Source organism: Sphingomonas sp. S2M10 (assembly GCF_012650175.1).
Taxonomy (GTDB): domain Bacteria; phylum Pseudomonadota; class Alphaproteobacteria; order Sphingomonadales; family Sphingomonadaceae; genus Sphingomonas.
Genome location: NZ_JAAILI010000055.1, coordinates 86,556 through 109,720, shown reverse-complemented (window position 1 = coordinate 109,720; position 23,165 = coordinate 86,556). Strand labels below are relative to the sequence as shown.

The 23,165-nt window shown below is 67.8% G+C and carries 23 protein-coding genes and 1 tRNA gene; 16 read left to right on the top strand and 8 right to left on the bottom strand.

What is annotated here, in order from left to right:
- Nucleotides 1-11: 11 nt before the first annotated feature.
- The 9 genes from S2M10_RS13245 (at nucleotide 12) to S2M10_RS13205 (ending at nucleotide 7,639) form a co-directional block, all read left to right on the top strand.
- Nucleotides 12-929, top strand: a complete 918-nt coding sequence (locus S2M10_RS13245) for a transposase (RefSeq protein ID WP_168846466.1) — start codon at nucleotides 12-14, stop codon at nucleotides 927-929.
- Nucleotides 926-2,698 (top strand): ABC transporter ATP-binding protein, encoded by a 1,773-nt coding sequence (locus S2M10_RS13240; RefSeq protein ID WP_168846465.1) that lies wholly within the window; start codon nucleotides 926-928, stop codon nucleotides 2,696-2,698. The genes S2M10_RS13245 and S2M10_RS13240 overlap by 4 nt, the downstream gene beginning before the upstream one ends.
- Nucleotides 2,695-3,177: a hypothetical protein gene (locus S2M10_RS13235; RefSeq protein WP_168846464.1), complete on the top strand. Its 483-nt coding sequence runs from the start codon at nucleotides 2,695-2,697 to the stop codon at nucleotides 3,175-3,177. Before S2M10_RS13240 ends, S2M10_RS13235 begins: the two co-directional genes overlap by 4 nt.
- On the top strand, nucleotides 3,174-4,205 hold the full coding sequence (locus tag S2M10_RS13230) for an efflux RND transporter periplasmic adaptor subunit (RefSeq protein ID WP_168846463.1): 1,032 nt from the start codon (nucleotides 3,174-3,176) through the stop codon (nucleotides 4,203-4,205). Before S2M10_RS13235 ends, S2M10_RS13230 begins: the two co-directional genes overlap by 4 nt.
- The gene (locus S2M10_RS13225; RefSeq protein WP_247650801.1) at nucleotides 4,202-4,918 is read left to right on the top strand and encodes an ABC transporter ATP-binding protein; all 717 of its coding nucleotides are present in this window, start codon (nucleotides 4,202-4,204) and stop codon (nucleotides 4,916-4,918) included. The genes S2M10_RS13230 and S2M10_RS13225 overlap by 4 nt, the downstream gene beginning before the upstream one ends.
- Nucleotides 4,915-6,075, top strand: coding sequence for an FtsX-like permease family protein (locus S2M10_RS13220; RefSeq protein WP_168846462.1), 1,161 nt, complete (start codon nucleotides 4,915-4,917; stop codon nucleotides 6,073-6,075). Before S2M10_RS13225 ends, S2M10_RS13220 begins: the two co-directional genes overlap by 4 nt.
- Before the next feature lies 1 nt (nucleotide 6,076).
- The gene (locus tag S2M10_RS13215) at nucleotides 6,077-7,258 is read left to right on the top strand and encodes an ABC transporter permease (RefSeq protein ID WP_168846461.1); all 1,182 of its coding nucleotides are present in this window, start codon (nucleotides 6,077-6,079) and stop codon (nucleotides 7,256-7,258) included.
- A 68-nt stretch (nucleotides 7,259-7,326) separates the two neighbouring features.
- Entirely contained in the window at nucleotides 7,327-7,476 is a 150-nt protein-coding gene (locus tag S2M10_RS13210; RefSeq protein WP_168846460.1) for a hypothetical protein, read from the top strand.
- A 4-nt stretch (nucleotides 7,477-7,480) separates the two neighbouring features.
- Nucleotides 7,481-7,639 carry a hypothetical protein gene (locus S2M10_RS13205; protein WP_168846459.1) on the top strand — a complete coding sequence of 53 codons (159 nt, stop codon included), beginning with the start codon at nucleotides 7,481-7,483 and terminating at the stop codon, nucleotides 7,637-7,639.
- 100 nt (nucleotides 7,640-7,739) lie between these two features.
- Here the strand turns inward: S2M10_RS13205 and S2M10_RS13200 are convergent.
- Nucleotides 7,740-7,826 (bottom strand) — tRNA-Leu (locus tag S2M10_RS13200).
- Nucleotides 7,827-7,969: 143 nt separating this feature from the next.
- Between S2M10_RS13200 and S2M10_RS13195 the strand changes: the two genes are divergently transcribed.
- The 5 genes from S2M10_RS13195 (at nucleotide 7,970) to gltB (ending at nucleotide 16,657) form a co-directional block, all read left to right on the top strand.
- Nucleotides 7,970-8,905: a complex I NDUFA9 subunit family protein gene (locus S2M10_RS13195; protein ID WP_168846458.1), complete on the top strand. Its 936-nt coding sequence runs from the start codon at nucleotides 7,970-7,972 to the stop codon at nucleotides 8,903-8,905.
- A gap of 68 nt (nucleotides 8,906-8,973) precedes the next feature.
- A complete protein-coding gene (locus S2M10_RS13190; protein WP_168846457.1) occupies nucleotides 8,974-9,780 on the top strand; it encodes an undecaprenyl-diphosphate phosphatase in 807 nt (268 codons plus the stop codon).
- 122 nt (nucleotides 9,781-9,902) lie between these two features.
- Nucleotides 9,903-11,369, top strand: coding sequence for an NAD(P)-dependent oxidoreductase (locus S2M10_RS13185; RefSeq protein WP_168846456.1), 1,467 nt, complete (start codon nucleotides 9,903-9,905; stop codon nucleotides 11,367-11,369).
- Entirely contained in the window at nucleotides 11,366-12,091 is a 726-nt protein-coding gene (locus S2M10_RS13180) for a DUF2059 domain-containing protein (protein ID WP_168846455.1), read from the top strand. The genes S2M10_RS13185 and S2M10_RS13180 overlap by 4 nt, the downstream gene beginning before the upstream one ends.
- A gap of 45 nt (nucleotides 12,092-12,136) precedes the next feature.
- On the top strand, nucleotides 12,137-16,657 hold the full coding sequence (gene gltB, locus S2M10_RS13175) for a glutamate synthase large subunit (protein ID WP_168846454.1): 4,521 nt from the start codon (nucleotides 12,137-12,139) through the stop codon (nucleotides 16,655-16,657).
- Nucleotides 16,658-16,660: 3 nt separating this feature from the next.
- Here the strand turns inward: gltB and S2M10_RS13170 are convergent, their stop codons facing one another.
- Nucleotides 16,661-17,050 (bottom strand): type II toxin-antitoxin system VapC family toxin, encoded by a 390-nt coding sequence (locus tag S2M10_RS13170; protein WP_168846453.1) that lies wholly within the window; start codon nucleotides 17,048-17,050, stop codon nucleotides 16,661-16,663.
- Nucleotides 17,047-17,319, bottom strand: coding sequence for a type II toxin-antitoxin system VapB family antitoxin (locus tag S2M10_RS13165; protein ID WP_064310729.1), 273 nt, complete (start codon nucleotides 17,317-17,319; stop codon nucleotides 17,047-17,049). Before S2M10_RS13165 ends, S2M10_RS13170 begins: the two co-directional genes overlap by 4 nt.
- Before the next feature lie 99 nt (nucleotides 17,320-17,418).
- Here S2M10_RS13165 and S2M10_RS13160 point away from each other — a divergent pair, with 99 nt between their 5' ends.
- Together S2M10_RS13160 and S2M10_RS13155 are read left to right on the top strand one after the other, a co-directional pair.
- Nucleotides 17,419-18,090, top strand: a complete 672-nt coding sequence (locus S2M10_RS13160; RefSeq protein ID WP_093298336.1) for a glutathione S-transferase family protein — start codon at nucleotides 17,419-17,421, stop codon at nucleotides 18,088-18,090.
- 55 nt (nucleotides 18,091-18,145) lie between these two features.
- Nucleotides 18,146-18,760, top strand: a complete 615-nt coding sequence (locus S2M10_RS13155; RefSeq protein WP_168846452.1) for a YbhB/YbcL family Raf kinase inhibitor-like protein — start codon at nucleotides 18,146-18,148, stop codon at nucleotides 18,758-18,760.
- A gap of 18 nt (nucleotides 18,761-18,778) precedes the next feature.
- Here S2M10_RS13155 and S2M10_RS13150 read toward each other — a convergent pair whose 3' ends face one another.
- The 5 genes from S2M10_RS13150 to S2M10_RS13135 form a co-directional block, all read right to left on the bottom strand.
- Nucleotides 18,779-19,636, bottom strand: coding sequence for a glucose 1-dehydrogenase (locus S2M10_RS13150; protein WP_168846451.1), 858 nt, complete (start codon nucleotides 19,634-19,636; stop codon nucleotides 18,779-18,781).
- A gap of 95 nt (nucleotides 19,637-19,731) precedes the next feature.
- Entirely contained in the window at nucleotides 19,732-19,860 is a 129-nt protein-coding gene (locus S2M10_RS22965; RefSeq protein WP_282098047.1) for a hypothetical protein, read from the bottom strand.
- Between the two features lie 260 nt (nucleotides 19,861-20,120).
- The gene (locus S2M10_RS13145) at nucleotides 20,121-21,191 is read right to left on the bottom strand and encodes a GGDEF domain-containing protein (protein ID WP_168846450.1); all 1,071 of its coding nucleotides are present in this window, start codon (nucleotides 21,189-21,191) and stop codon (nucleotides 20,121-20,123) included.
- A 254-nt stretch (nucleotides 21,192-21,445) separates the two neighbouring features.
- Nucleotides 21,446-21,997 carry a redoxin domain-containing protein gene (locus tag S2M10_RS13140; protein WP_168846449.1) on the bottom strand — a complete coding sequence of 184 codons (552 nt, stop codon included), beginning with the start codon at nucleotides 21,995-21,997 and terminating at the stop codon, nucleotides 21,446-21,448.
- Between the two features lie 54 nt (nucleotides 21,998-22,051).
- Complete coding sequence (locus S2M10_RS13135) at nucleotides 22,052-23,119, bottom strand: phospholipase A (RefSeq protein WP_247650800.1); 1,068 nt, start codon at nucleotides 23,117-23,119, stop codon at nucleotides 22,052-22,054.
- Nucleotides 23,120-23,165: the final 46 nt, after the last annotated feature.

Genomic DNA, 23,165 nt, shown 5'->3' with positions numbered 1-23,165 from the left:
GGAGAACCATCATGCCCCTGGTAATCGATGCCCCGCAGGGCGACGCAATCGAACTCGACGAGCTGGTCGAGTATCTGCACGACGCCGATATCGACACGTCCGATCATGACGCGATGGTGTCGGTCGCGCCGATGCTCAAGCGGCTGAACAACAACCGCACCTTCCTGTCCGACTTGGCGCTCGAGGAGCTGAAGAAGCGGACCTCGATCGGCAACGGCACCAACAACTACGGCCCGCAGGTCATCATGCTCTATGCGCCCACCCGGCGCTTCCAGACCTTCTTCCTGCGCGCCAATTTCTGGCCGGCGACCCAGGATCACATTCTCAAGGCGAGCGGGCCGGAGCAGTTCTTCTACCACCACCCGCACGATCATTCGTTCAACTTCCTGACCTCGGGCTATTTCGGGCCTGGCTACAGCAGCAACTATTACACTTATGATTACGAGCAGACCGCGGGTTATCCCGGCGAGCCGGTCGCGCTGAAGTTCGTCGAGAAGAGCGCGCTGCACGAAGGCAAGGTGATGCTGTACCGCGCCTGTGTCGACATTCACGACCAGCTGCCGCCGGAAAGCATGTCGATCAGCCTCAACATCATGGAGCTGACGGTGCGCGGCGGCGTGCTCGACCAGTACAGCTTCGACGTCGAACGCAATCTGGTCGGCACGATGATCAACCGCATGTCGATGGCCTGCCTGATGCCGATGATCGCGCAGCTGGGCGATGGCGATGCGGCGGATTATCTCGAGGAAACCGCGCGCTCGCATCTGTCGGAGCGCGTGCGCTTCTCGGCGCTGAAGGCAATGGCGGGCACCCAGCCCGATCTCGATTCGACCATCGCGGTGTTCGAACGCGGCACCCGCAGCGACAGCGCGCTGGTCGCCGGCTGGGCGAAGCACAAGATCGACCGGCTCGAAAGCCTGCGCGCGTGAGCGGGGCCGCGCCTGCTTCCCCCGCCGGCCTGCGGGCTGTGCTGCGCCATGTGCCGCTCGACCGGCTCGCGCTGGCGGCGGCGGGCGTGCTGAGCCTGGTCGAGGTCGCCGGCAGCCTGGGCTTTCCGCTGCTGACGCGGTCGATTGTCGATCGCGCGGGTAGCGGTGACGCTTCGTGGCAGGGCCCTGCGCTGGTGCTGGCGCTGGTGCTCCTGGCTTCCGCGATCGCTTCGGCCGTCGCGCGCTTCCTCACGGCGCGTGCGGGCCTCGCGCTGGACGCGGCGCTCAAGGCGGCGACGGTGGACCGGCTGGTGCGCGCGCGGATCGGCTATTTCGAGGACGCATCGAGCGGGTCGGTGACCAGCCGTGTCGTCAACGACACCAAGGCGGTGGCCCAGATCGTCTCGCGCGAGGGGCTGGCGGCGGCATCGGCCGCGCTGCTGCTGGTCGGCGCGGCCGTCGTACTGTTCGCGACGGACGCGCGGCTTGCCGGCATCTTGTTCGGCGCGGTGGCGCTTGCGTTCCTGGCCATGCTGCCGGTGGTGCTGACCACCGCGAGGATCACCACGCGCACCCAGGACGAGACCGCGCGGCTGAGCGGGCGGCTGACCCAGATTTTCGCGGAGATCCGCATGGTGAAGACGTTCGGCGCGGAGGCGCGCGAGCAGCGCACGATCGCCGCCGACGTCGCGTCGCTGTTCGCGCTCGGCTGCCGCTCCGCCCGAATCGAAGCGGCGCTCAGCCCGATCGTCACCCTGTCGGTCACCCTCGCGATGGTGACGATCCTCGCCTATGGCGGCATGCGGGTGGCGGCGGGATCGCTGTCGTCGGGCACGCTCACAGCATTTCTGCTCTACATCTTCACGGTGGTCGGGCCGCTGGCGCAGCTGACCGCCTTCGTTTCGCGGCTGTCGGCCGCGCGGGGTGCATCGGCGCGGCTGCTCGACGTCCTGGACCTGCCGGCGGAAGCCGAGGGTGCCGATCGCGCCGGCATGGCGGCGGTGCCGGGGCTGCCCCAGGCGCTGACGCTCGAGGACATCCGCTTCGCCTATGCCGCGGGTGCGGAGGGCACGGGCACGACGCTCGCGATCGACCGGATCGCCTTCGCGCCCGGCACCCGAACCGCGCTGATCGGCCCGAGCGGGTCGGGCAAGTCGACGCTGCTCGCGCTGATCGAGCGCTTCTACGCGCCGGACGGGGGCGTCATCCGCTACGGCGCGCAGGACATCGCGGCGCTGCCGCTCGCCCAATGGCGCGCGCGGATCGGCTATGTCGCCCAGTCGACGCCGATGGTGTCGGGCAGCATCCGCGACAATCTGCTCTACGGCATCGATCGCCCGGTGGGCGAGCAGCAGATCGCCGATGCGCTGGCCCTGTCGCGCTCGGCGGGCTTCGTCGCGGCACTGCCGGAGGGGCTGAACACCCCGGTCGGCGAGCGCGGCGTGCTGCTTTCCGGGGGCGAGCGCCAGCGCATCGCGATCGCCCGCATGTTCCTGCGCGACCCCGAGATCCTGCTGCTGGACGAGGCCACCTCGAGCCTCGATGAGGAGAATGCGCATCTCGTCCTGCAGGGGCTCGACATGCTGATGCGCGGGCGGACCTGCATCCTCGTCACCCACCGAATGAGTGGTCTGGAGACGATGGACCAGATCGTCTCGCTGGAGGCCGGACGGATCGTCGAATGCGGTACGCCCGATGCCCTGCTTTCCGGCGTCGGCCTCTACCGTCGTTTTGCCCATCGTCAGTTCACGCAGGAGAAGATCGCATGACTCCATCCTTCTTGCCGCGCCGCGCGGCCGGCCCGCTGGCGGTGCTGGCGCAGCACAAGGCGACGCTGATCGGCTGGGTGGCCGGCTGGTCCGCCTTTACCTATTCGGGCGCAGCGCTGCGCTGGCACCAGACCGATGGGGGCGGGGATCTGCGCACGGCCGCCAATGCGATCTTCCACATCGCGGACCTGATCCCGCCCTATGCCAAGATCGCGTTCGGCGCGCTGTTCCTGCTGGCGCTGTTCGCCCTGCCGCGGCTCGCCGACGGGCGGGTCGTGCGGGGGACCGCGGCCAGCCTGCTGTCGGCGCTGGCGGTGCTGATGATCGCGCCGCTGGACTATTTCGACGGCACCCTGGGCAGCTTCGCCGCGCATGCCGGGCTCGGCACGGCGGCGCTCCATCTGCTGCCGGCGGCGCTGGCCGGGCTGTGCTGGGCGGGCGTCTCCGCGCATTACGCGCGCAAGGGGCAGGGCAAGTGACCGCCGCCGTGATCGATCGGCTGCGCGCGCTGCAGCTCGATTCCGCGCCGCCGCGCGCGGCCCCGGCCGGCGATCCCGTCCGCCCGCGGCGTCGGGCCATGATCGGCGCCGGGATCGGCCTGGTCGCGGCCGCCGCCGCGATCGTGGTGGCGACGCGCGAGACCGCGGTGGCGCCCGCGCCGGTGATCGCGGCGGGAACGGCGCAGGCGGCGCCGGTCGCCGCCCCCGCAGCCGCGCTGGTCGCCGCCGGCTTCGTCGTGCCCCAGCGCAGCGGCACGATCGGCTCGCAGGTTACCGGCCAGATCCGCGAGATTCTGGTGCGCGAGGGCGACCGGGTGCGCGCGGGGCAGGTGATCGCGCATGTCGACGATGCCGATGCGCGCGCCGCGCTGGGACGCGCCCGCGCCGCCCAGGCGGAGGCACGCCAGCAAGTCGCCGGCCTCCGGTTCCAGCGCGTGCAGGCGGCGGCGACGCTCGCCCGGCAACAGGCGCTGAGCGACCGCGGTTTCGCGACCAGGGCGTCGCTGGAGGCGAGCGCCGCGGAAAGCGGCATGCTGGGCGCGCGCGTCGCCGCTGCCGAGGCTGCGCTGGCCGGCGCAGGCGCGGCGGTGCGCGCGGCCGAGGTGACGCTGGGCCGCTTCGCCATCCGCGCGCCCTTTGCCGGCGTGGTGATCGACAAGAACGCCGAAGTCGGCGAGCTGGTGTCGCCGATCTCGGCCGGCGGCGGGTTCACGCGGACCGGCATCGTCACCCTAGTGGACATGGACAGCCTGCACGTCGAGGCCGACGTCAACGAGGCCTATATCGGCAAGATCCGCCCCGGCCAGCCGGTCGCGCTGACCTTCGACGCGCTGCCCGGTGAGCGCTTCGCGGCGACGGTCTCGGCAATCGTTCCCGCCGCCGATCGCAACCGCGCCACGGTGCGCGTCAACATCGCCCTGGTGCGGCGTGATCCGCGCATCCTTCCGCAGATGGCGGCTAAGGCCGCGTTCCTTTCCTCCCCGTCCAGCACAGGATCGAGGCCATGAACATGATGCAGACCATCCCGGCATCCGCCCCGCTGATCGATATCGTCGCCCTGTCGAAGCGCTACAGCCGCGGCGATACCGTGGTGCCGATCTTCGACAATTTGTCGCTGTCGATCCCGCGCGGCCGCTTCGTCGCGCTGATGGGGCCCTCCGGATCGGGCAAGACGACGCTGCTCAACATGCTGGCCGGCATCGACCGGCCCAGCAGCGGCGCGCTGTCGATCGATGGCGCGCGGATCGATCGCTATGGCGAGGCGGCGCTGGCCGAATGGCGGGCCCGGACGCTGGGCTTCATCTTCCAGTTCTACAATCTGATGCCGATGCTGACCGCGGCGCAGAATGTCGAGCTGCCGTTGCTGCTGCAGCGCATGCACGCGGGCGAGCGGCGCCGGCGGGTGGAAACCGCCCTGGAGGTGGTCGGCCTGTCCGACCGGATGAAGCATCGTCCCCGCGAACTTTCCGGCGGGCAGCAGCAGCGGGTGGCGATCGCCCGTGCGCTGGTTGCGGATCCGAAGCTGATCCTCGCCGACGAGCCCACCGGCGATCTCGACCGGCCAAGCGCGGACGGCGTGCTCGAAATCCTGCGGCTGCTGTCGAGCGAGCTGGGCAAGACGATCGTGATGGTCACCCATGACCCGGTCGCCGCGCGCGCCGCCGATCTGACGCTCCACCTCGAGAAGGGGCGCTTCGTCGACGAAGCGATCGCCGCATGAGGATGTCGACCTTCGTCGCGCGCAACGCGCTGCGCAACCCGGTCCGGCTGGTGCTTATGGTGGCGTGCATCGCCATCGCCTTCCTGATCTTCGGCGTGCTGAGCGCGGTGGGCGCGGCGTTCCGCATGGAAGACCAGCCCGGCGCGCAGGAGCGGATGATGATCGTCAACCGCAACGGCCTCCAGCAGATGCTACCGATCGCCTATCTTGCCGATATCCGGCAGCAGCCCAACGTCGCCGCGGCGACGCCGGTGCGGCTGGCGATCACCTATTGGCGCGAGCCGAAAGACGTCCTGTCGGCGGTGATGGTGGATCCCGCGGTCTATCTCGCCTTGTCGGCGGACAGCGCGGTGGTCTCCCCCGAGGATCGCGCGCGCTTCGTCGCGACGCGCGATGGCCTTCTCGTCGGGCAGGCGCTCGCCACGCGCAACGGCTGGAAGCGCGGCGACCAGGTCGCGCTGCAGAGCATGAACGACCTGCGGACCGACGGTACGCGCAGCTGGACCTTCACCATCGCCGGCATCTACCGCGCCGCCAAGCCCGGGGGGCCCGAACTCGCGGTCGCCGGCCATTACGACTATTTCAACGACGCGCTGCTGACCGGCCGCGATCGCGCCAACTGGATCATGGTGCAGGGCCGCGACGTGGCGGCCAATGACGCGATGGCCCGCACGATCGACGCGGCCTATGCCAATTCCGCCGCGGCGACCCGCACCCAGAGCGAAGCGGCGCTGGGCAGGGCGTTCCTGTCGCAGATCGGCGACGTGGTGATGATCATCCGCCTCGTCGTCGGGGCGGCGTTCCTCGTCATCCTGTGCATCGTCGGCAACACGCTGATCTTCATGGTGGGGGAGCGCACGCGCGAGATCGGCGTGCTGAAGACGCTGGGCTTCTCCGGCGGCCGCGTGGCGCGCATCGTTGTCGGCGAGGTCGCGCTGATCACGCTGGCGGGCGCGGCGCTGGGGATGGGGGTGGCGGCGCTGATCGTCACCGCGATCGCGCAGGCGACGAAGGACATGCTGCCGGGGCTGGCGATCGGGCCCGGCACGCTGGGGATCGCGGCGCTGCTGGCGGGCGGGCTGATCGTGCTGACCGGGCTGCTGCCGGTGGCCAAGGCCGCCCGCCTCGATATCGTAACCGCATTGGGGAGGGTCTGAGATGTTCAGCCAAGTCCGTCAGATCGGGGCGGTTGCCCGAATCGCCCTGCTCGGGTTGCCGTCGCGCGCCCGCATGTCGCTCGCGGCCGTGTTCGGCATCGCGCTGGCCACGCTGGTCCTGCTCGGGTTCCTGGCGATGGCGTCGGGCTTCCGGTCGACCGTGGCCGGCGCCGGATCGGATCGCAGCGCGGTCATCCTCGCCGAGGGATCGCCCTCGGAATTCGCCAGCGCGATCGATGTCGGCCGGCTCGCCCAGCTGCAGAATGCCCCCGGCATCGCGCGCGGCGCCGACGGGCCGCTGATCTCGCCCGAGAATTTCGCGACGATCAGCGCGGTCGACGATCACGGCGCGGAGGCCAATCTGTCGCTGCGCGGCATGGGCACGCAGGGTCTGGCGGTGCGGCCGCTCGCGAAGCTGGCCGCCGGCCGCATGTTCGCGCCCGGCAGCAGCGAACTGGTCGTCGGCGCGACGCTTGCGGCGCGCTATCGCGATCTGAAGCTGGGGCGCAGCATCCGGCTCGCGGGCGTCGTCTGGAAGGTCGTCGGCATCTTCGATGCAGGCGGATCGGCGGCGGAATCGGAAGTCTGGGCGGACCGCAATCTCGTCGCGCAGTTCTTCGGATCAAGCGGGGCGGTGCAGTCGGTGCGGGTGCGCCTCACCGATGCGGCGGCGATCGGGCCGCTGCAACGCTATCTTGCGGCCGATCCGGTGCTGAAGCTGACGGCGCGCTCCGAAAAGGCGTATTTCGCGGTCCAGGCGCGCAACATGGGCAAGCTGATCCTGTTCATCGGCTGGCCGCTCGGCATCGCGATGGCGGTGGGTGCGCTGGCGGGGGCATTGAATACCATGTTCACCTCGGTCTCCGCGCGCGCGGAGGAAATCCGCACGCTGCGCATCCTGGGCTATCGCGGGCTGCCGGTGTTCGTCAGCACCATGGCGGAGGCGATCCTGCTGGTTTTGCTCGGCTGCGCGGTGGCGATCCTGTTCGCGCTGGTGTTCCTCCATGGCCGTAGCGCGAGCACCATCGGGGGCAATCTGGCGCAGGTGATGTTCCGCTTTGATCTGAGCGTCGCCGACATCCTCCAGTCGCTGGTGGTGGCGTTGGTGGTGGCGGTGCTGGGCGGCGCGGTGCCGGCCTGGCGCGCCGCGCGCCGCCCGCTGAGCGCCGGTCCCGCGGTATAATGCCCTTCGCTTGGAATCGCGACACGAGGAGTATCGCCATATGCAGAACCGTTTCCCGGCCACCGCGCTTGCGGCTCGCCTGCCGGCGCGCGCGCCTTGGTCGGCGTGATCAAGGCGGCGGTGCAGCCGAGGCGCGGTTCGATCCCGCAGCGCTCGGCGCGCTGATCGCCGAGGAGTATGTCGAGGTGCCCCCGGTGGGCGAGGGTCGACTGGCGTGACGCGGTGCTGCGCTTCTACGACCCGGCAAATCGCTGGGCCGCCCCGCAGGTGGCGGTGGCCGATCCGCTGGTGCGCATCGACGGATCAACGGCCATGGTCATCGTGGGGCTTGCCCGCTCCGCACCTGCATCGGCCATGCCGATCCGCGCCACCGGAGGGTGACGGGCAACCTGCGTTACGGCGTGTCGGTCCAAGTGCAGGATTTCGCGCGAGGGCGCCGGATATCGCGCCATTCTCAGCACCCCAATCGCTTGGGGAAAAATGGTGCCCAGAAGAGGACTCGAACCTCCACGACCTTGCGATCGCCAGCACCTGAAGCTGGTGCGTCTACCAATTCCGCCATCTGGGCACGGGGTAGGCCGGCGCCTCTAGTGGAGGTTTGCGGGAGGTGTCAAACACTTTCTGCGAAAAATGTTGGACTTCGCGTCGCGCTTGCCGTTTAGCCCTTCGCACGGCATTGGGGCCGAAGGTTCGCGAGGCAAAGAGGGCAAGATGAAGGATCGGCTGGTAACCCTGATCGGCGGTGGTGGCTTTCTCGGCCGCTACGTGGCGCAGGAGCTGCTCGCCGCCGGCGCGCGCGTCCGCGTCGTCGAGCGCAAGCCCCGCGATGCCTGGTTCCTCAAGACCCAGGGCAATCTGGGCCAGACCCAGCTCGTCGCTGGCGACATCACCAGGCCCGAAACGCTTGCCCGCGCGCTGCAGGGCAGCCACGCCGTGGTGAACTTCGTCGGTATCCTGTCCGGCGATTTCGACAAGGTCCATGTTCAAGGCGCACGCAATGTCGCCGAAGCCGCCAAGGCTGCCGGTGCCGACGCGATGGTGCATATCTCGGCGCTCGGTGCCGATGCCGCGTCGCCCTCCGCCTATGGCCGCAGCAAGGCGGCCGGCGAGCAGGCCGTGCTCGCGGCCTTCCCGGGCGCGACGATCCTGCGCCCCTCGATCGTGTTCGGGCGCGAGGATGCGTTCGTGAACCGCTTCGCCGGCATGATCGCGGGCGCGCCGCTCAACATCGTGCCGGTCGTGCGCGGCGAGACCAGGTTCCAGCCGGTGTTCGTGTCGGACGTCGCGCAAGCGATCACCGCCGCGCTGGCAGATCCGGCGGCGCATGGCGGCAAGACCTATATGCTGGGCGGCCCGGACGTGCTGAGCATGACCGAACTGCTCCGCTGGATCGCCAGCGCGATCGGCCGCAAGCCGCACTTTGTCGAACTGCCGGACTCGGTCGCGGGCCTGATCGCCGCGCTGCCGGGCACGCCGATCACCAGCGACCAGTTCGCGATGCTGCAGGCCGACAATGTCGTGCCTGCGGGCGCCGAGGGTCTCGCCGCACTGGGCGTGCAGCCCACGCCGATGGCGACGGTGGCGCCGAGCTGGCTGGTGCGCTTCCGCCAGGCCGGCCGCTTCAGCCGCTTTCGCGCGACCGCCTGAACCCATTCCCCCTGCCGGGCGGCGCCTTGCAGGGGGTCGCCCGGCGCGACCCCTGAAGGAGCCTTTCCATGACCACGCTGCTGGTGGCGATCCTGCTCGGCATCGTCGAAGGCGTCACCGAGTTCCTGCCGGTCTCCTCGACCGGGCACCTGATCCTCGCCAGCGAGCTGATGGGCTATGATTCGGCGCGCTGGGCGATGTTCAACGTCGTCATCCAGCTCGGTGCGATCCTGGCGGTGGTGGTGCTCTATTGGCGCACCTTCTGGGCGGTGGCGGACGGGTTGCTGAAACTCAATCCCGTGTCGCTGCGCTTTGTGCGCAACCTGCTGATCGCCTTCATCCCCGCCGCCGTCATCGGACTGGCGCTCCACAAGCAGATCGAGGCGCTGCTAGGCGCGCCCAAGGTGGTCGCCTGGGCGCTGATCGTCGGTGGCGTGGCGATCCTGCTAATCGAGCGGGCGGTGAAGTCGGCGACGATTCACGGCATCGCCGAAGTCCCGCTGATCCGCGTGATCGGCATTGGCTTCATCCAGTGCCTCGCCATGGTGCCGGGCGTGAGCCGCTCCGGCGCCACCATCATGGGCGCGCTGGCCCTGGGCGTCGAGCGCCGGACTGCCGCAGAGTTCAGCTTCTTCCTCGCCATTCCGACGATGCTGGGCGCAACCGTTCTCGAGCTGCTCAAAAACCGCGAGATGCTGACGACGAGCGGCGTTGGATGGGGGGAAATCGGCATCGGCTTTGTCGTCGCCTTCGTCGTGGCCCTTGCGGTCATCAAGTGGTTCGTCGGCATCGTGAGCAAACATGGCTTTGCGCCCTTTGCCTACTATCGTATTGTTGCAGGCGCGGCGGCGCTCATTTGGCTTTCCATGCGTTAGGGCCGTTTCGGACCTAGAATAGCAAACGTCGTGGGCGCGGATCGTGCATTTTCTAACTTCCAAGCCTTATAGGTCAGTAATGCTGTCTTTTTAGTTTTGCTGTCCTCCTGTACGGGGGCGGCATGGCTGACGATCCCATGCTCAAATTTGTCGGACGCCCGCAGGCGTACCCGGCCAAGCGTCCCGCCCCGCTGCGGGCCGAGGACTTCCGCGAGATCGCGGAACGCTATGCGGTGCCCGATGCGGAATCGCAGGCCGGCCGCTGCAGCCAGTGCGGCGTGCCCTATTGCTCGGTGCACTGTCCGCTGCACAACCATATTCCGGACTGGCTGCGCCTGACCGCCGAGGGGCGGTTGCGCGAGGCGTACCAGCTCTCCAACAGCACCTCGACCATGCCCGAGATCTGCGGCCGCATCTGCCCGCAGGACCGGCTGTGCGAAGGTAATTGCGTGATCGAGTTCTCCGGGCACGGCGCGGTGACGATCGGCTCGGTCGAGAAGTTCATCACCGACACGGCTTGGGCCGAAGGCTGGGTGGAGCCGGTGCAGGTCGGGCGCGAGCGCGGACAGTCGGTCGGCATCATCGGCGCGGGGCCGGCGGGCCTTGCCGCCGCCGAATATCTGCGCGGCTATGGCTATGCCGTGCACGTCTATGACCGCTATGATCGTTCGGGCGGCCTGCTCACGTACGGCATCCCCGGCTTCAAGCTGGAAAAGGACGTGGTGATGCGCCGCGTCGACCGGCTCGAGCAGGCGGGGATCGTCTTCCACCGCAATTTCGAGGTCGGCCGCGACGCGACGCTCGGCGAACTCCGCCAGCGCCATGATTCGATCCTGGTCGCCACCGGCGTCTACAAGGCGCGCGCGATCAAGGCGCCGGGGGTCGGCGCCCGGGGCGTGGTCGACGCGCTGGACTTCCTTACCGCATCGAACCGCAAGAATTTCGGCGATGCCGTGCCCGCCTATGACGATGGCAGCCTCAACGCGCTCGGCAAGCATGTCGTGGTCGTCGGCGGCGGCGACACCGCGATGGACTGCGTGCGCACCGCGATCCGCCAGGGCGCGGCCTCGGTGAAGTGCCTCTACCGCCGCGACCGGGCGAACATGCCGGGTTCGCAGCGCGAAGTCGCCAATGCCGAGGAGGAAGGCGTCGAGTTCGTCTGGCTCTCCGCGCCGGAAGCCTTCGAAGGCAGCGAGCAGGTGACCGGCGTCCGCGCCTCCAAGATGCGGCTCGGTGCGCCGGACGCCTCGGGCCGCCGCGCGCCGGAAGTCGATCCGGGCGGAGCGCTGCAGATGCCGGCCGATCTCGTCATCAAGGCGCTCGGCTTCGAGCCCGAGGACCTGCCCAGGCTGTTCGGCGCCGAGGAACTGGGCGTCACCCGCTGGGGCACGCTGCGCACCGACGGCAAGACGATGATGACCAGCATGGACGGCGTGTTCGCCGCCGGCGACATCGTCCGCGGCGCCAGCCTGGTCGTCTGGGCGATCCGCGACGGTCGCGACGTGGCGGCACATATGCACGCGTGGATGAAGGCGCATGCCAAGGCACCGACCGCCAACGCTGCAGCGCGCGCGGAGAGCCTGGCATGAAGGCGCTCGTCACCGGGCTGTTGCTCGCCGTCGCCAGCCCGGCGCTGGCGCAGACGCAGGCTGCGTCGCCGGCGTCTGGCGCCGCCGCGCCCGATCCCGCGCGCCTCGCCATTGCCCGCGAGCTGGCCGACAAGCTGATCCCGCAGGGCATGTACCAGCGCATGCTGGGCGAGAATTTCAACCGCATGATGGAGTCGATGCTCGGCTCCGCCGGTGAGCTGCCGTTGCGCGATTTCGCGAAGATCGGCGGCCTCACCGAAGCGGAGGTGGCCCAGCTGGGCAAGACGACGCTTCGCGAGGTGATGGAGATCTACGATCCCTACTGGCAGGAACGCCAGCAGCGGATGATGCGGTCAATGATGGGCGAGATGGGCAAGCTGATGTCCACGCTCGAGCCCAAGGTGCGCGTCGCGCTCGCCCGGGCCTATGCGCGCGAATATACGTTGCCCGAGCTACAGGAGCTCCAGCGCTTCTTCGCGACGCCGGCGGGAAGCCATTATGCGCGCAGTTCGATGGAACTGATGATGGGGCCGGACATGGCGCAGGCGATGGCGGAATCCATGCCCGAGATCATGCAGCAAATGCCCGCGCTGGTGCAGGCAGCACAAGCCGGCACCAAGGATCTGCCGCCGCCGCGCAAGCCCGAGGATCTCACGCCCGCGCAGCGCGAGAAGATCCTGAAGCTGCTGGGCAGCAAGGCCGGGCAGCCCGCCAAGAAGTAAGCACCGCGGCCCCCGGGGCTGCGCGAACGACGATCGAGGAAGACCATGGACGACATCAAGCTGGCCGCCGAGCGCGAACGCCTTGCCCGCGAGGGCATGTACCGCCCCGAATTTGAAGGCGATGCCTGTGGCGTGGGGCTCGTCGCGGCGACCGATGGCCAGTCGTCGCGCCGCGTCGTCCAGTCGGCGATCGATGCGCTGAAGGCGGTGTGGCACCGCGGCGCGGTGGATGCCGACGGCAAGACCGGTGACGGCGCCGGCCTCCATGTCGATCTCCCCTTGCGCTTCTTCGACGAGCAGATCGTCGGCAGCGGCCACCGCGTGCTGCCGAACCGCCTCGCCGTCGGCATGATCTTCCTGCCGCGCACCGATCTGGGGGCGCAGGAGACCTGCCGCACCATCGTCGAGAGCGAGATCATCGAGGCGGGCTACACCATCTATGGCTGGCGCCAGGTGCCGGTCGACGTCTCGGTGATCGGCATGAAGGCGCAGGCCACGCGCCCCGAGATCGAGCAGATCATGATCGCGGGCCCGATGCCCGAGACGATGGACGCCGCCGAGTTCGAGCGCCAGCTCTACCTGATCCGCCGCCGTATCGAAAAGCGGGTGATCGCGGCGCAGGTCGGCGGCTTCTACATCTGCTCGCTGTCGTGCCGCTCGATCATCTACAAGGGGCTGTTCCTCGCCGAATCGCTGTCCGACTTCTATCCGGACCTCAAGGATTCGCGCTTCGAGAGCCGCGTCGCGATCTTCCACCAGCGCTATTCCACCAACACTTTCCCGCAATGGTGGCTGGCGCAGCCGTTCCGCTGCCTGGCGCATAACGGCGAGATCAACACGATCCGCGGCAACCAGAACTGGATGCGCAGCCACGAGATCAAGATGGCGAGCATCGCGTTCGGCGAGCAGAGCGAGGACATCAAGCCCGTGATCCCGGCCGGCGCATCGGACACGGCCGCGCTCGACGCGGTGTTCGAGGCGATCTGCCGCTCGGGCCGCGACGCGCCCACCGCCAAGCTGATGCTGGTGCCCGAGGCGTGGCAGCAGGACGAGGATACCCCGCCGGCGCACGCCGCGATGTACCAGTATCTCGCGAGCGTGATGGAGCCGTGGGACGGCCCGGCGGCGCTGGCGATGACCGACGGCCGCTGGGCGGTGGCGGGCATGGATCGCAATGCGCTGCGGCCCTTGCGCTACACCCAGACCTCGGACGGGCTGCTGATCGTCGGCTCGGAAACAGGTATGGTGCCGGTGCCGGAGGCGAACGTCGTCGCCAAGGGCCGGCTCGGGCCGGGCGAGATGATCGCGGTCGACCTGGACGAGGGCAAGCTGCTCCACGACCGCGCGATCAAGGACCAGATCGCCGGCGAGGCCGACTATGCCTCGATGGTGCAGGGCTTCCTGTCGATCGACGACCTGCCCGCAGCGCCCGCCGAGACCTATTACGAGCGCGCCGAACTGTCGCGGCGCCAGGTCGCCGCCGGGCAGTCGCTGGAGGACATGGAGCTGATTCTCGCGCCGATGGTCGAGACCGCCAAGGAAGCGATCGGCTCGATGGGCGACGACACGCCGCTCGCGGTGATCTCGTACAAGTCGCGGCTGATCAGCCAGTTCTTTCGCCAGAACTTCAGCCAGGTGACCAACCCGCCGATCGATCCGTTGCGCGAGCGCTATGTGATGTCGCTCAAGACGCGGTTCGGCAACCTCGCCAACATCCTCGATACCGAGGGGGCGGGCAGCCCGGTGCTGGTGCTGGAGAGCCCGGTACTCACCAATGCCGACTGGCACCGGCTGCGGGCGCATTTCGGATCGAGCGCGGCCGAGATCGACTGCACCTTCGCGGCGGACGGCGATCCCGAATCGCTCAAGCTGGCGATCAAGCGCATCCGCCATGAGGCCGAGCAGGCGGTTCGCGCCGGCTGCACCGAACTCTTCCTCACCGACGAGCATAGCGGGCCGGACAAGGCCGCGATCGCCGGCGTGCTGGCGGCGGCGGCGGTGCACACGCACCTCGTCCGGCGTGGCCTGCGCTCCTATGCGAGCGTGAACGTCCGCACCGCCGAGTGCCTCGACACGCACTATTATGCGGTGCTGATCGGCGTCGGCGCGACCACGGTGAACGCCTATCTGGCCGAAGCGGCGATTGCCGATCGCCACGCGCGCGGCCTGTTCGGCGAGATCAGCCTGGCCGAGTGCCTGAAGCGCCACCGCAAGGCAGTGGACGAGGGGCTGCTTAAGATCCTGTCGAAGATGGGCATCGCGGTGATCAGTTCGTATCGCGGCGGCTACAATTTTGAAGCCGTGGGTCTCAGCCGCGCGCTGGTGAACGATCTGTTCCCGGGAATGCCGGCCAAGATCTCGGGCGAGGGCTATGCCTCGCTCCACCTCTCGGCGATGATGCGCCACGAGGCGGCCTATGACGCGGGCGTCGCGACGCTGCCGGTTGGCGGTTTCTACCGCCAACGCGCGGGCGGCGAGGCGCATGCCTATTCGGCGCAGCTGATGCACCAGCTGCAAACCGCGGTCTCAAACGACAGCTATTCAAGCTATCTCGCCTTCTCGCGCGGGGTGCGCGATCTGCCGCCGGTCTACTTACGCGATCTGCTCGAGTTCAACTTCCCCGAAAGCGGCGTGCCGATCGACCAAGTCGAGGCGATCACCGAGATCCGCAAGCGCTTCGTGACGCCGGGCATGTCGCTCGGCGCGCTCAGCCCCGAGGCGCACGAGACGCTGGCGATCGCGATGAACCGGATCGGCGCGCGCGCCGTCTCGGGCGAGGGCGGCGAGGATTCGGCGCGCTACAAGCCCTATGAGAATGGCGACAACGCCAATTCGAGCATCAAGCAGGTCGCCTCGGGCCGGTTCGGCGTGACGGCGGAATATCTCAACGCCTGCGACGAGATCGAGATCAAGGTGGCCCAGGGCGCCAAGCCCGGCGAAGGCGGCCAGCTGCCCGGCTTTAAGGTCACCGAGTTCATCGCCAAGCTGCGCCATGCGACGCCGGGCGTGACGCTGATCTCGCCGCCGCCGCACCACGACATCTATTCGATCGAGGATCTGGCGCAGCTGATCTACGATCTGAAGCAGATCAATCCGCGTGCGCGGGTGTGCGTCAAGCTGGTCAGCTCGGCCGGCATCGGCACCGTCGCGGCGGGCGTGGCCAAGGCGCATGCGGACGTCATCCTGGTCGCCGGCCATAATGGCGGCACCGGCGCCTCGCCGTTCACCTCGATCAAATACGCCGGCACGCCCTGGGAAATGGGCCTGTCCGAGGTCAACCAGACGCTGACGCTCAACGGCCTGCGCGGCCGCATCAAGCTGCGCACCGATGGCGGGCTCAAGACCGGGCGCGACATCGTCATCGCCGCGATCCTCGGCGCCGAGGAATATGGCATCGGCACGCTGAGCCTCGTCGCGATGGGCTGCATCATGGTCCGCCAGTGCCATTCGAACACCTGCCCGGTGGGCGTCTGCACCCAGGACGAGACGCTGCGCGCCAAGTTCGTCGGTACGCCGGAGAAGGTCATCAACCTGATGACCTTCATCGCCGAGGAAGTGCGCGAGATCCTCGCCAAGCTAGGCTTCAAGAGCCTGGACGAAGTGATCGGGCGCACCGAGCTGCTCCGCCAGGTCAGCCGCGGCGCCGAGCATCTCGACGATCTCGATCTCAACCCGATCCTCGCCAAGGTGGATGCGGACGATGCCGAGCGCCGGTTCAGCCTCAGCACCTTCCGCAACGACGTGCCGGACAGCCTCGACGCGCAGATGATCAAGGATGCCGCCCCGGTGTTCGCGCGCGGCGAGAAGATGCAGCTCACCTATTCGGTGCGCAACACCCACCGCGCGGTGGGGACGCGGCTCTCGTCCGAGGTGACCAACACCTTCGGCATGTCGACGCTCGCCGACGGGCACGTCCATGTCCGGCTGCGCGGCTCGGCCGGCCAGTCGCTCGGCGCATTCCTGTGCAAGGGCATCACGCTCGAGGTGTTCGGCGACGCCAACGACTATGTCGGCAAGGGGCTGTCGGGCGGCATCATCGTGGTGCGGCCGATGGTCAGCTCGCCGATCGAATCGTGGAACAACACGATCATCGGCAACACCGTGCTCTATGGTGCGACCTCAGGCCGGCTGTTCGCTGCCGGCCAGGCGGGCGAACGCTTCGCGGTGCGCAACTCGGGCGCGGACGTGGTGGTCGAAGGCTGCGGCGCGAACGGCTGCGAGTATATGACCGGGGGCACCGCGGTGGTGCTCGGCAGCGTCGGCATGAACTTCGGCGCGGGCATGACCGGCGGCATGGCATTTGTGTATGACGTGGACGGCAGCTTCGAGCGGCATGCGAACCCGGAGAACATCACCTGGAACCGGCTGGCCTCCAGCCACTGGGAGGCCAGGCTCCGGTCGCTGGTCGAGGCGCATGCTGAGGAGACCGACAGCAAATGGTCCAAGGGCCTGCTGGAGGACTGGGACCGCGAGCTGGGCAAGTTCTGGCAGGTGGTGCCGAAGGAAATGCTAACCCGGCTACCGCATCCGCTGAACGACACCGTCGAGGCGGTGGCGGCGGAGTAGGGCTCAATCGAGGGCGGCGGCCACGTCGGTGTGGCGGAAGTCGTCGCCCTTGAAGAGCAGCGGGCAGTCCGTCAGCGCCGCGACCGCATAGGCCATGCAGTCGCCATAGTTCAGGCGGGCGGGGCGCCCGCCGAAGCGGACCAGCGCCTCGATCGCGATCCGTCCATGCTCTTCGGTCCAGGGCACGATCTCGATCGTCGGCAAGCGCAACAGCCTTTCTGCGGCCGGCAGGAAGCTCGGTCCTTTCTGTCGCAGAACTACCAGCCGGAATTCGAACGCGGTGGGTGCTCCGAGCAGTACCCGGTCGGGTGTAGCAATCGCGCGGAGCAATGTCTCGGCTTCGGCTTCGTCCTGCAGGATCGCCATCAGCGCCGAGGTATCGACCGCGATCACTTCGGCAGGCCGTCCTTGTCGTACAGCATCGCGTCCGGATCACGCGGATCGAGTGTCGGCATCGCCGCATAGGCCTGGCGCACCTCTCGGGCCACGGCGCGATAGTCGGCGAAGCGCTGCTCCACATCCGGGTCGGCGACCGGCTCGCCGCTGCGGCGCAAGGCATCGCTCACCGCCAGCTTGATCGCGGTGGTGTAGCTCACCCCCTTGGCACGCGCGTAGCGGCGGACCAGACGGTCGGTCTCTTCGTCCTTGATGCTGAGCGCCATGGTGTGGCTCCGTTCTAGAATGCTGCCTAAAATATAGAATTGCGGACAGCACTACAACGAGTCTTCCCCGGCCCATTTCCGCTGCTTATGGCTTTCCCCATGTGGCAGCTCCTTCAATTCCCGCTCTGTCCCTTTTCGCGCAAGGTCCGACTTCTGCTGGGCGAGAAGGGGATCGCCTATGAGCCTGTGCGCGAATCGCCCTGGCTGCGCCGCGACGAATTTCTCGACCTCAATCCCACCGGCCAGACCCCGGTGATGATCGACGCCGAGCGCCACGTTACCCTCATCGACTCCACCGTGATCTGCGAGTTCTTCGAGGAGACGGTGGGCAAGAACGCGCTGCTCAACGGATCGGCGGTCGATCGTGCCGAGATCCGCCGGCTGGTGGTGTGGTTCGACAATAATTTCTACAGCGACATCACCGCGCCGCTGCTCCACGAGCGGATGATCAAGCGTATCGTCTATCGCCAGCCGCCCGACGCCAAGGTACTGCGCGACGCGATGAAGGCCGCGGTCGGCCATCTCGACTATATCGATTACCTGCTCGACCACCGCACCTGGCTGGCCGGCGCGACGATGAGCCTTGCCGACATCACCGCGGCGGCACAGATCTCGGTCGCCGATTATCTGGGCGGGATCGACTGGAAGAGCCACGAGCTCGCCAAGCGCTGGTATATCGGGATGAAGAGCCGCCCGAGCTTCCGCCAGCTGCTCGCCGAGCGGATGGAGGGAATCACGCCGCCGGCCGATTACGAGAAGCTGGACCTCTGATCGCGGGATAATCGCGGGGCCCGGCGCGTTTGGCTGCCAAACGGGAGAGACCGCGATGCTCGAACATGTACCGCACTGGCTGGGAAGCGCGCTGAAGGGCCTGCGCGCGGGCGCCAACAAGCTGGCCATCGTCCAGCCCGAACTCGGCAGCTTCGAGGTGCTCCACCTCGCCAGCCCCGCGTTCGCCAATGGCGGTCGCCTGCCGGAGCGCTTCACCGCGGACGGCGAGGGCGTCTCGCCGCCGCTCTTCTGGACGGGCGTGCCGGAGGGCACCGAGTGCCTCGCACTGATCGTCGAGGATCCCGACGCGCCGGCGCCGCAGCCGCTGGTACACGCGGTGATCTGGGGCCTTCCGGTCGACGGCGACCTCAAGGAAGGCGCGATCCGGGCCGATGGCGCGGGTGACGCGGAGGGCACGGATGTCGGCCGCAACAGCTATCTCGGCGAAGGCTGGCTGCCGCCCGATCCGCCGACCGGCCACGGGCCCCACAACTATGCCTTCCAGCTGTTCGCGCTCGGCGGCGGCTGCGAGATCGGCGACAATCCCGGGCGCAGCGCGCTGCTAAAGGCGATGGCCGGGCATGTGCTTGCCGCCGGCCTGCTTACCGGGGTCTATTCGCGCGGCGAGGAAGCGCCGACCGGGCTGGTCGGCGAGACCGCGCCGGTCTGAGACCGGCGCAGCTCGGATTCAGCCGTTGACGACGGTGCCGCCGTTCGGGTGCAGCACCTGGCCGGACATGTAGCTCGAATCCTCACAGGCGAGGAACAGGAAGGCCGGGGCGACTTCATTGGGCTGGCCCGGACGACCCATCGGCACGCTCTCGCCGAAATGTTCGAGCTTCTCCGGCGACGCGCCGCCGCTGGGGTTCAGTGGCGTCCAGATCGGACCCGGGGCCACCGCGTTCACGCGAATGCCCTTCTCGATCAGGTTCATCGACAGGCTGCGGGTGAAGGCGGTGATCGCGCCCTTGGTGGCGCTATAGTCGAGCAGCTCGGGCTCGCCCTGATACATCGTCACCGAGGTGCAGTTGACGATCGCGGCACCCTGTTTGAGGTGCGGGGACGCGGCCTGGACCAGGAAGAACATTCCGAAGATGTTGGTCTGGAAGGTTCGGCGGAGCTGCTGCTCGGTAATGTCGACGATATCCTTGTCGGGATGCTGCTCGCCGGCATTGTTGACGAGGATGTCGAGTCGGCCGAACTCGGCGATGACCTTTCGGACGGCCTCTTCGCAGAACGCCTTGTCGCCGACATCGCCGGCAATCGTGATCGCGCGGCGGCCTTCGGCGCGCACCGCCTCTGCGGTATCCTCGGCATCCTGGTGCTCGTTCAGATAGAGGATGGCGACATCGGCCCCCTCGCGCGCATAGAGCGCGGCGACCGCGCGACCGATGCCACTGTCGGCGCCGGTGACGATGGCCACCTTGTCCTTCAGCCGATCCGATCCACGGTAGCGCGGCTGCCACTCGGGCTTGGGATCGAGGGCGCGCTCCTCGCCGGGGAGCGCATCCTCGTGAACGCGGTCAATGGTGTGGGGGTCGGACATCGGCACGGCTCCAAAAATGGGGGAGGGGTGCCGAACAAGCGGGCGTGCCCGCGGTAAGTTCCTGAAATTCGGGGCCGCCGGAGCGGCCGGCAGGGTCAGCCGAAAACGCTGGAGCCCTGCAGGCCGCTGCCGAGAATGAGCACGCCGGTGATGGCGAACGACGCGAAGCCGATAAGTACGCTGCGGAACATGCTGATCTTCTCCTGCTCTGCGAGTGGGTTCACGCGACCGGGACTACCGGGGTCGAGAACAGGACGAGTGCGGTGGTGAGCAGGACAGCGGCACTGACGGCAACGGTCTGGTGCAGCGAGGCGAGACGAACGATCATGGTGATACTCCCTGAAATATCGGCCGGCGGACCATCCGGCGGTTGATATTGGTATCATTGCAGAGAGCGTGCCAAGTGAGTAAGTTACTATAATTAGATGGGTTTGTACGCGGCGGCCGCCATGAAGCGGTGGGAATTACCAGAAGGGGTAGCGAATTACGCCATTCCTCGGCTGAATTCACTATAGCTCGCGCTGCCGGTCTTTACCTGGTTGCGACCTTCGTGTTTGGCCAAATACAGCAGGCGGTCGGCACGATGGAAGGCGGTCTGGTGCATTTCGCCCGGCTCCACCGGCGTCAGGCCTGCAGAGAAGGTGATTTCACCGAGTGGCGCGTCATTGTCGCGCAGCTTGTAGCGTTTCGCCTGCACCGTACCCCGGGCAAATTCGAGTACCGCGCGGGCCTTGTCGAGCGGCACGTTGGTGAACAGGATGGCGAACTCCTCGCCGCCATAGCGGGTGACGAGATGGCCGCGGCAGCACTGGCTCAGCGCATCGGCGATTACGCGCAGCACCCGATCGCCGACGGCATGGCCGAAGCGATCATTGACCGATTTGAAATGATCGATGTCGCACACCGCGATGCACATCTGGCCGCCCGCCGCTTCCTGCGCCGCAAAGGCCTCCTCGAACGCGCGGCGATTGGGCAACTGGGTCAGCGGATCGCGGCGAGCATTGTCGCGGGCTTCCTCCAGTTTCTCGCGAAGCTCGTTGGCTTCGCGTGTCGTGGATTCCAGCTTGTCTTCGGCAACGCGGATGCGATCGAGCATCGCCGCGGTGATGCGCACCACATCGTCGACCGCATGGGGCGCGTCTTCGCCGGTCGAGATCGCCTCCGCGCTCGCCACCAGATCACGGCCGAAATCGGCGGTTTCCGCTCGCATTGCGGTCACCATGTCGGCGAAGCCCTCAACCTGCATCTGGGTGCGGGCCACGAGCCCCTCGGTCTGCGCCTTGAGCTGGGCGGGAGAGGGCTGATCGCTATCGGCGGCGTGATCGTCGGTCAGTGTCTGGATGTCGCGCGGCGTGATCCGCACGCCGCGCTCGGTGATCAGTTCAACCGCACGGGCGAGCGCATCGTCGGGTTCGGTGAACAGCCGATGGGCGAAGGCATAGTTGGTCGGTGTCGGCGCCAGCCGTTGATCGACGAGGAACGCGCCGATCCGCTCGAAGAGCGCGCGGCCTTCCTCTCCCTCTGCATCTGAACGAACGGCACGCGCGATGCGCATACGCTCCTAACCCCCGTGCAAATCACGGCATGACGGCCGCTATATTGCGCAGAAGAAATAAGCCTAGAGTGCTAATATCTGGTTGCCGGTCGGTTCATCCTGAACGGCGCCCCGCCACGGACGGAAAATGCCCGCGGCCATTCGGGCTGAAACTCAGGGCGTTGCGCGCGCGCTTCAGCGGATGAAATCCGATCCGGAGCATTAATGCCTCCGGATCGGTAGCATGCTCCGGCCCGATCCCAGCCCGATACGGGTCAGTTGCGGTGAGTCGCGCGGTACTTCTGTACCGCGGCGAGGGTGAGTCGGATGTGATCGGCGGGGTTTGAATCCGAATGGACGAACAGCACCTTGCCGTCGGGCGCGATCACATAGCTGGTGCGGCTGGTGAATTTCGCGACGCTGCCGTCCGGCTTCTTGGCTGCCACGTCATAGCCCGCTGCCACCTCGGGCGTGGCGGCGGCAACGGCGAACTTGCCGGCGCAATATTGGCTGCTGAACTGTTCCAGCTGATCGACATTGCCGGCGGTCATGCCGATCACGGTCGCACCGGCCTTGGTGAAATCGGGCAGGGCTTCGGCGAAGGCATGCGCCTCGGCATTGCAGCCCGAGGTGAAAGCGGCCGGAAAGAAATAAAGGACCACCGGGCCCTTCTTCAGGGCGGTCTTCAGATCGACGGTGATCGGCTTGCCGGCCACCGCGCCCTTGGCGGTGAACAGCGGCACCTTGGCGCCGGGAGTGAGTGCCGCGTCCGCCGGCATCATGGCGAAGGGCAAGGCAAGGGCCGCAAGGGCGAGCTTCAGGCGCATATCGATCTCCCTGATCTGATGGGGCTTGTGTCTAGACCAGCGCGGGCGCGGCGCCTAGCGGGTGAAGGCAATGCCGATCCGCGCATGCGTGTCGTTGACCCGATACCGGTCTAGCGCTTCGCCATAGCCGGTGAATGCCTGTCCGAAGAGGTAGATGCTCAAGCCGCCGCCCAGCCGGCGCAGCGGATAGGAGACAAACGCCTCAGCCGCGCCACGTCCGGTCTTCACGTTGCCGCGGGCGCTGAGCGCAAGCTTGATGCCGTCCTTCTGTGCGATTGCGGCGGCGATGCCCGTATAGCCGAAATAGTCCTTCATGTCGTGGAAGGTGCCGCTATTGCCGACATAGACCCACGCCTGGGGCGCGACATCAAGCCGCCAGTTGCTACCCAGATCGAAGGTCTTTTCGCCGCGCACGAAGATGCGGTTGATGTCGACCGAGTCGGTGACGCCGCGCCCGTTCGAATCGTGCCGCCAGCCGAGTGCTACCCGCGTCGTCGCGTCCACCGGGACATCGGCATAGAGTTCGGGGCTATAGTTGGTCGAGCGGAACGGGCCGGAGGGTTCGTTCAGCGCCCAGAACATCGTTTGGGTGTAGGCGAAGCGCAGATTGCCGAGCTGGAGCGGCGCGTCCTCGGCGAAGGGGCGGACGGCGAAGCTGAGCTGCAGCTTGCCGCCCGCATCGCCCAAGCCGAAGGCGCCGTAGGTCGGCTCGTGCGGCTCGAATCGGGCGAGCACGCCGCTGGAACTGCCGGTCGCGCTCTGCACGACCGTTTCCTGCTCGGGGATCTCGGCGGGGCGATGCTGGGCGGCGGGGGGCACCGCGATCCCGGCTACACGGACCGGTACATAGCGCGCCTTGGCGAAGCCGTGCGGCGCGATGGTCGGAGTCGGCCCCGGCGTGCGCTCCAGCATCAGCCGCGTGCCGTCGGTGGCGGTCACTTCGATCTGGCGCGGGCCCGCATCGGCGATCGGCGCGTCGGTCTCGTTGACCAGGAACACCTCGACCCCGCGCAGCGCTGCCTGCTCCGACGCGGGTTGCGCCGGCACGGCGCGCACCTGCGCCAGCGCGGGGGAGGCAACGAAGGACAGGCCAAGCAGGGGCAGGGCGGCGATACCACGCATAATCCGCGAAGTGGCAGGCGTTTGTGACCTTGGCGAGTCAAATTCG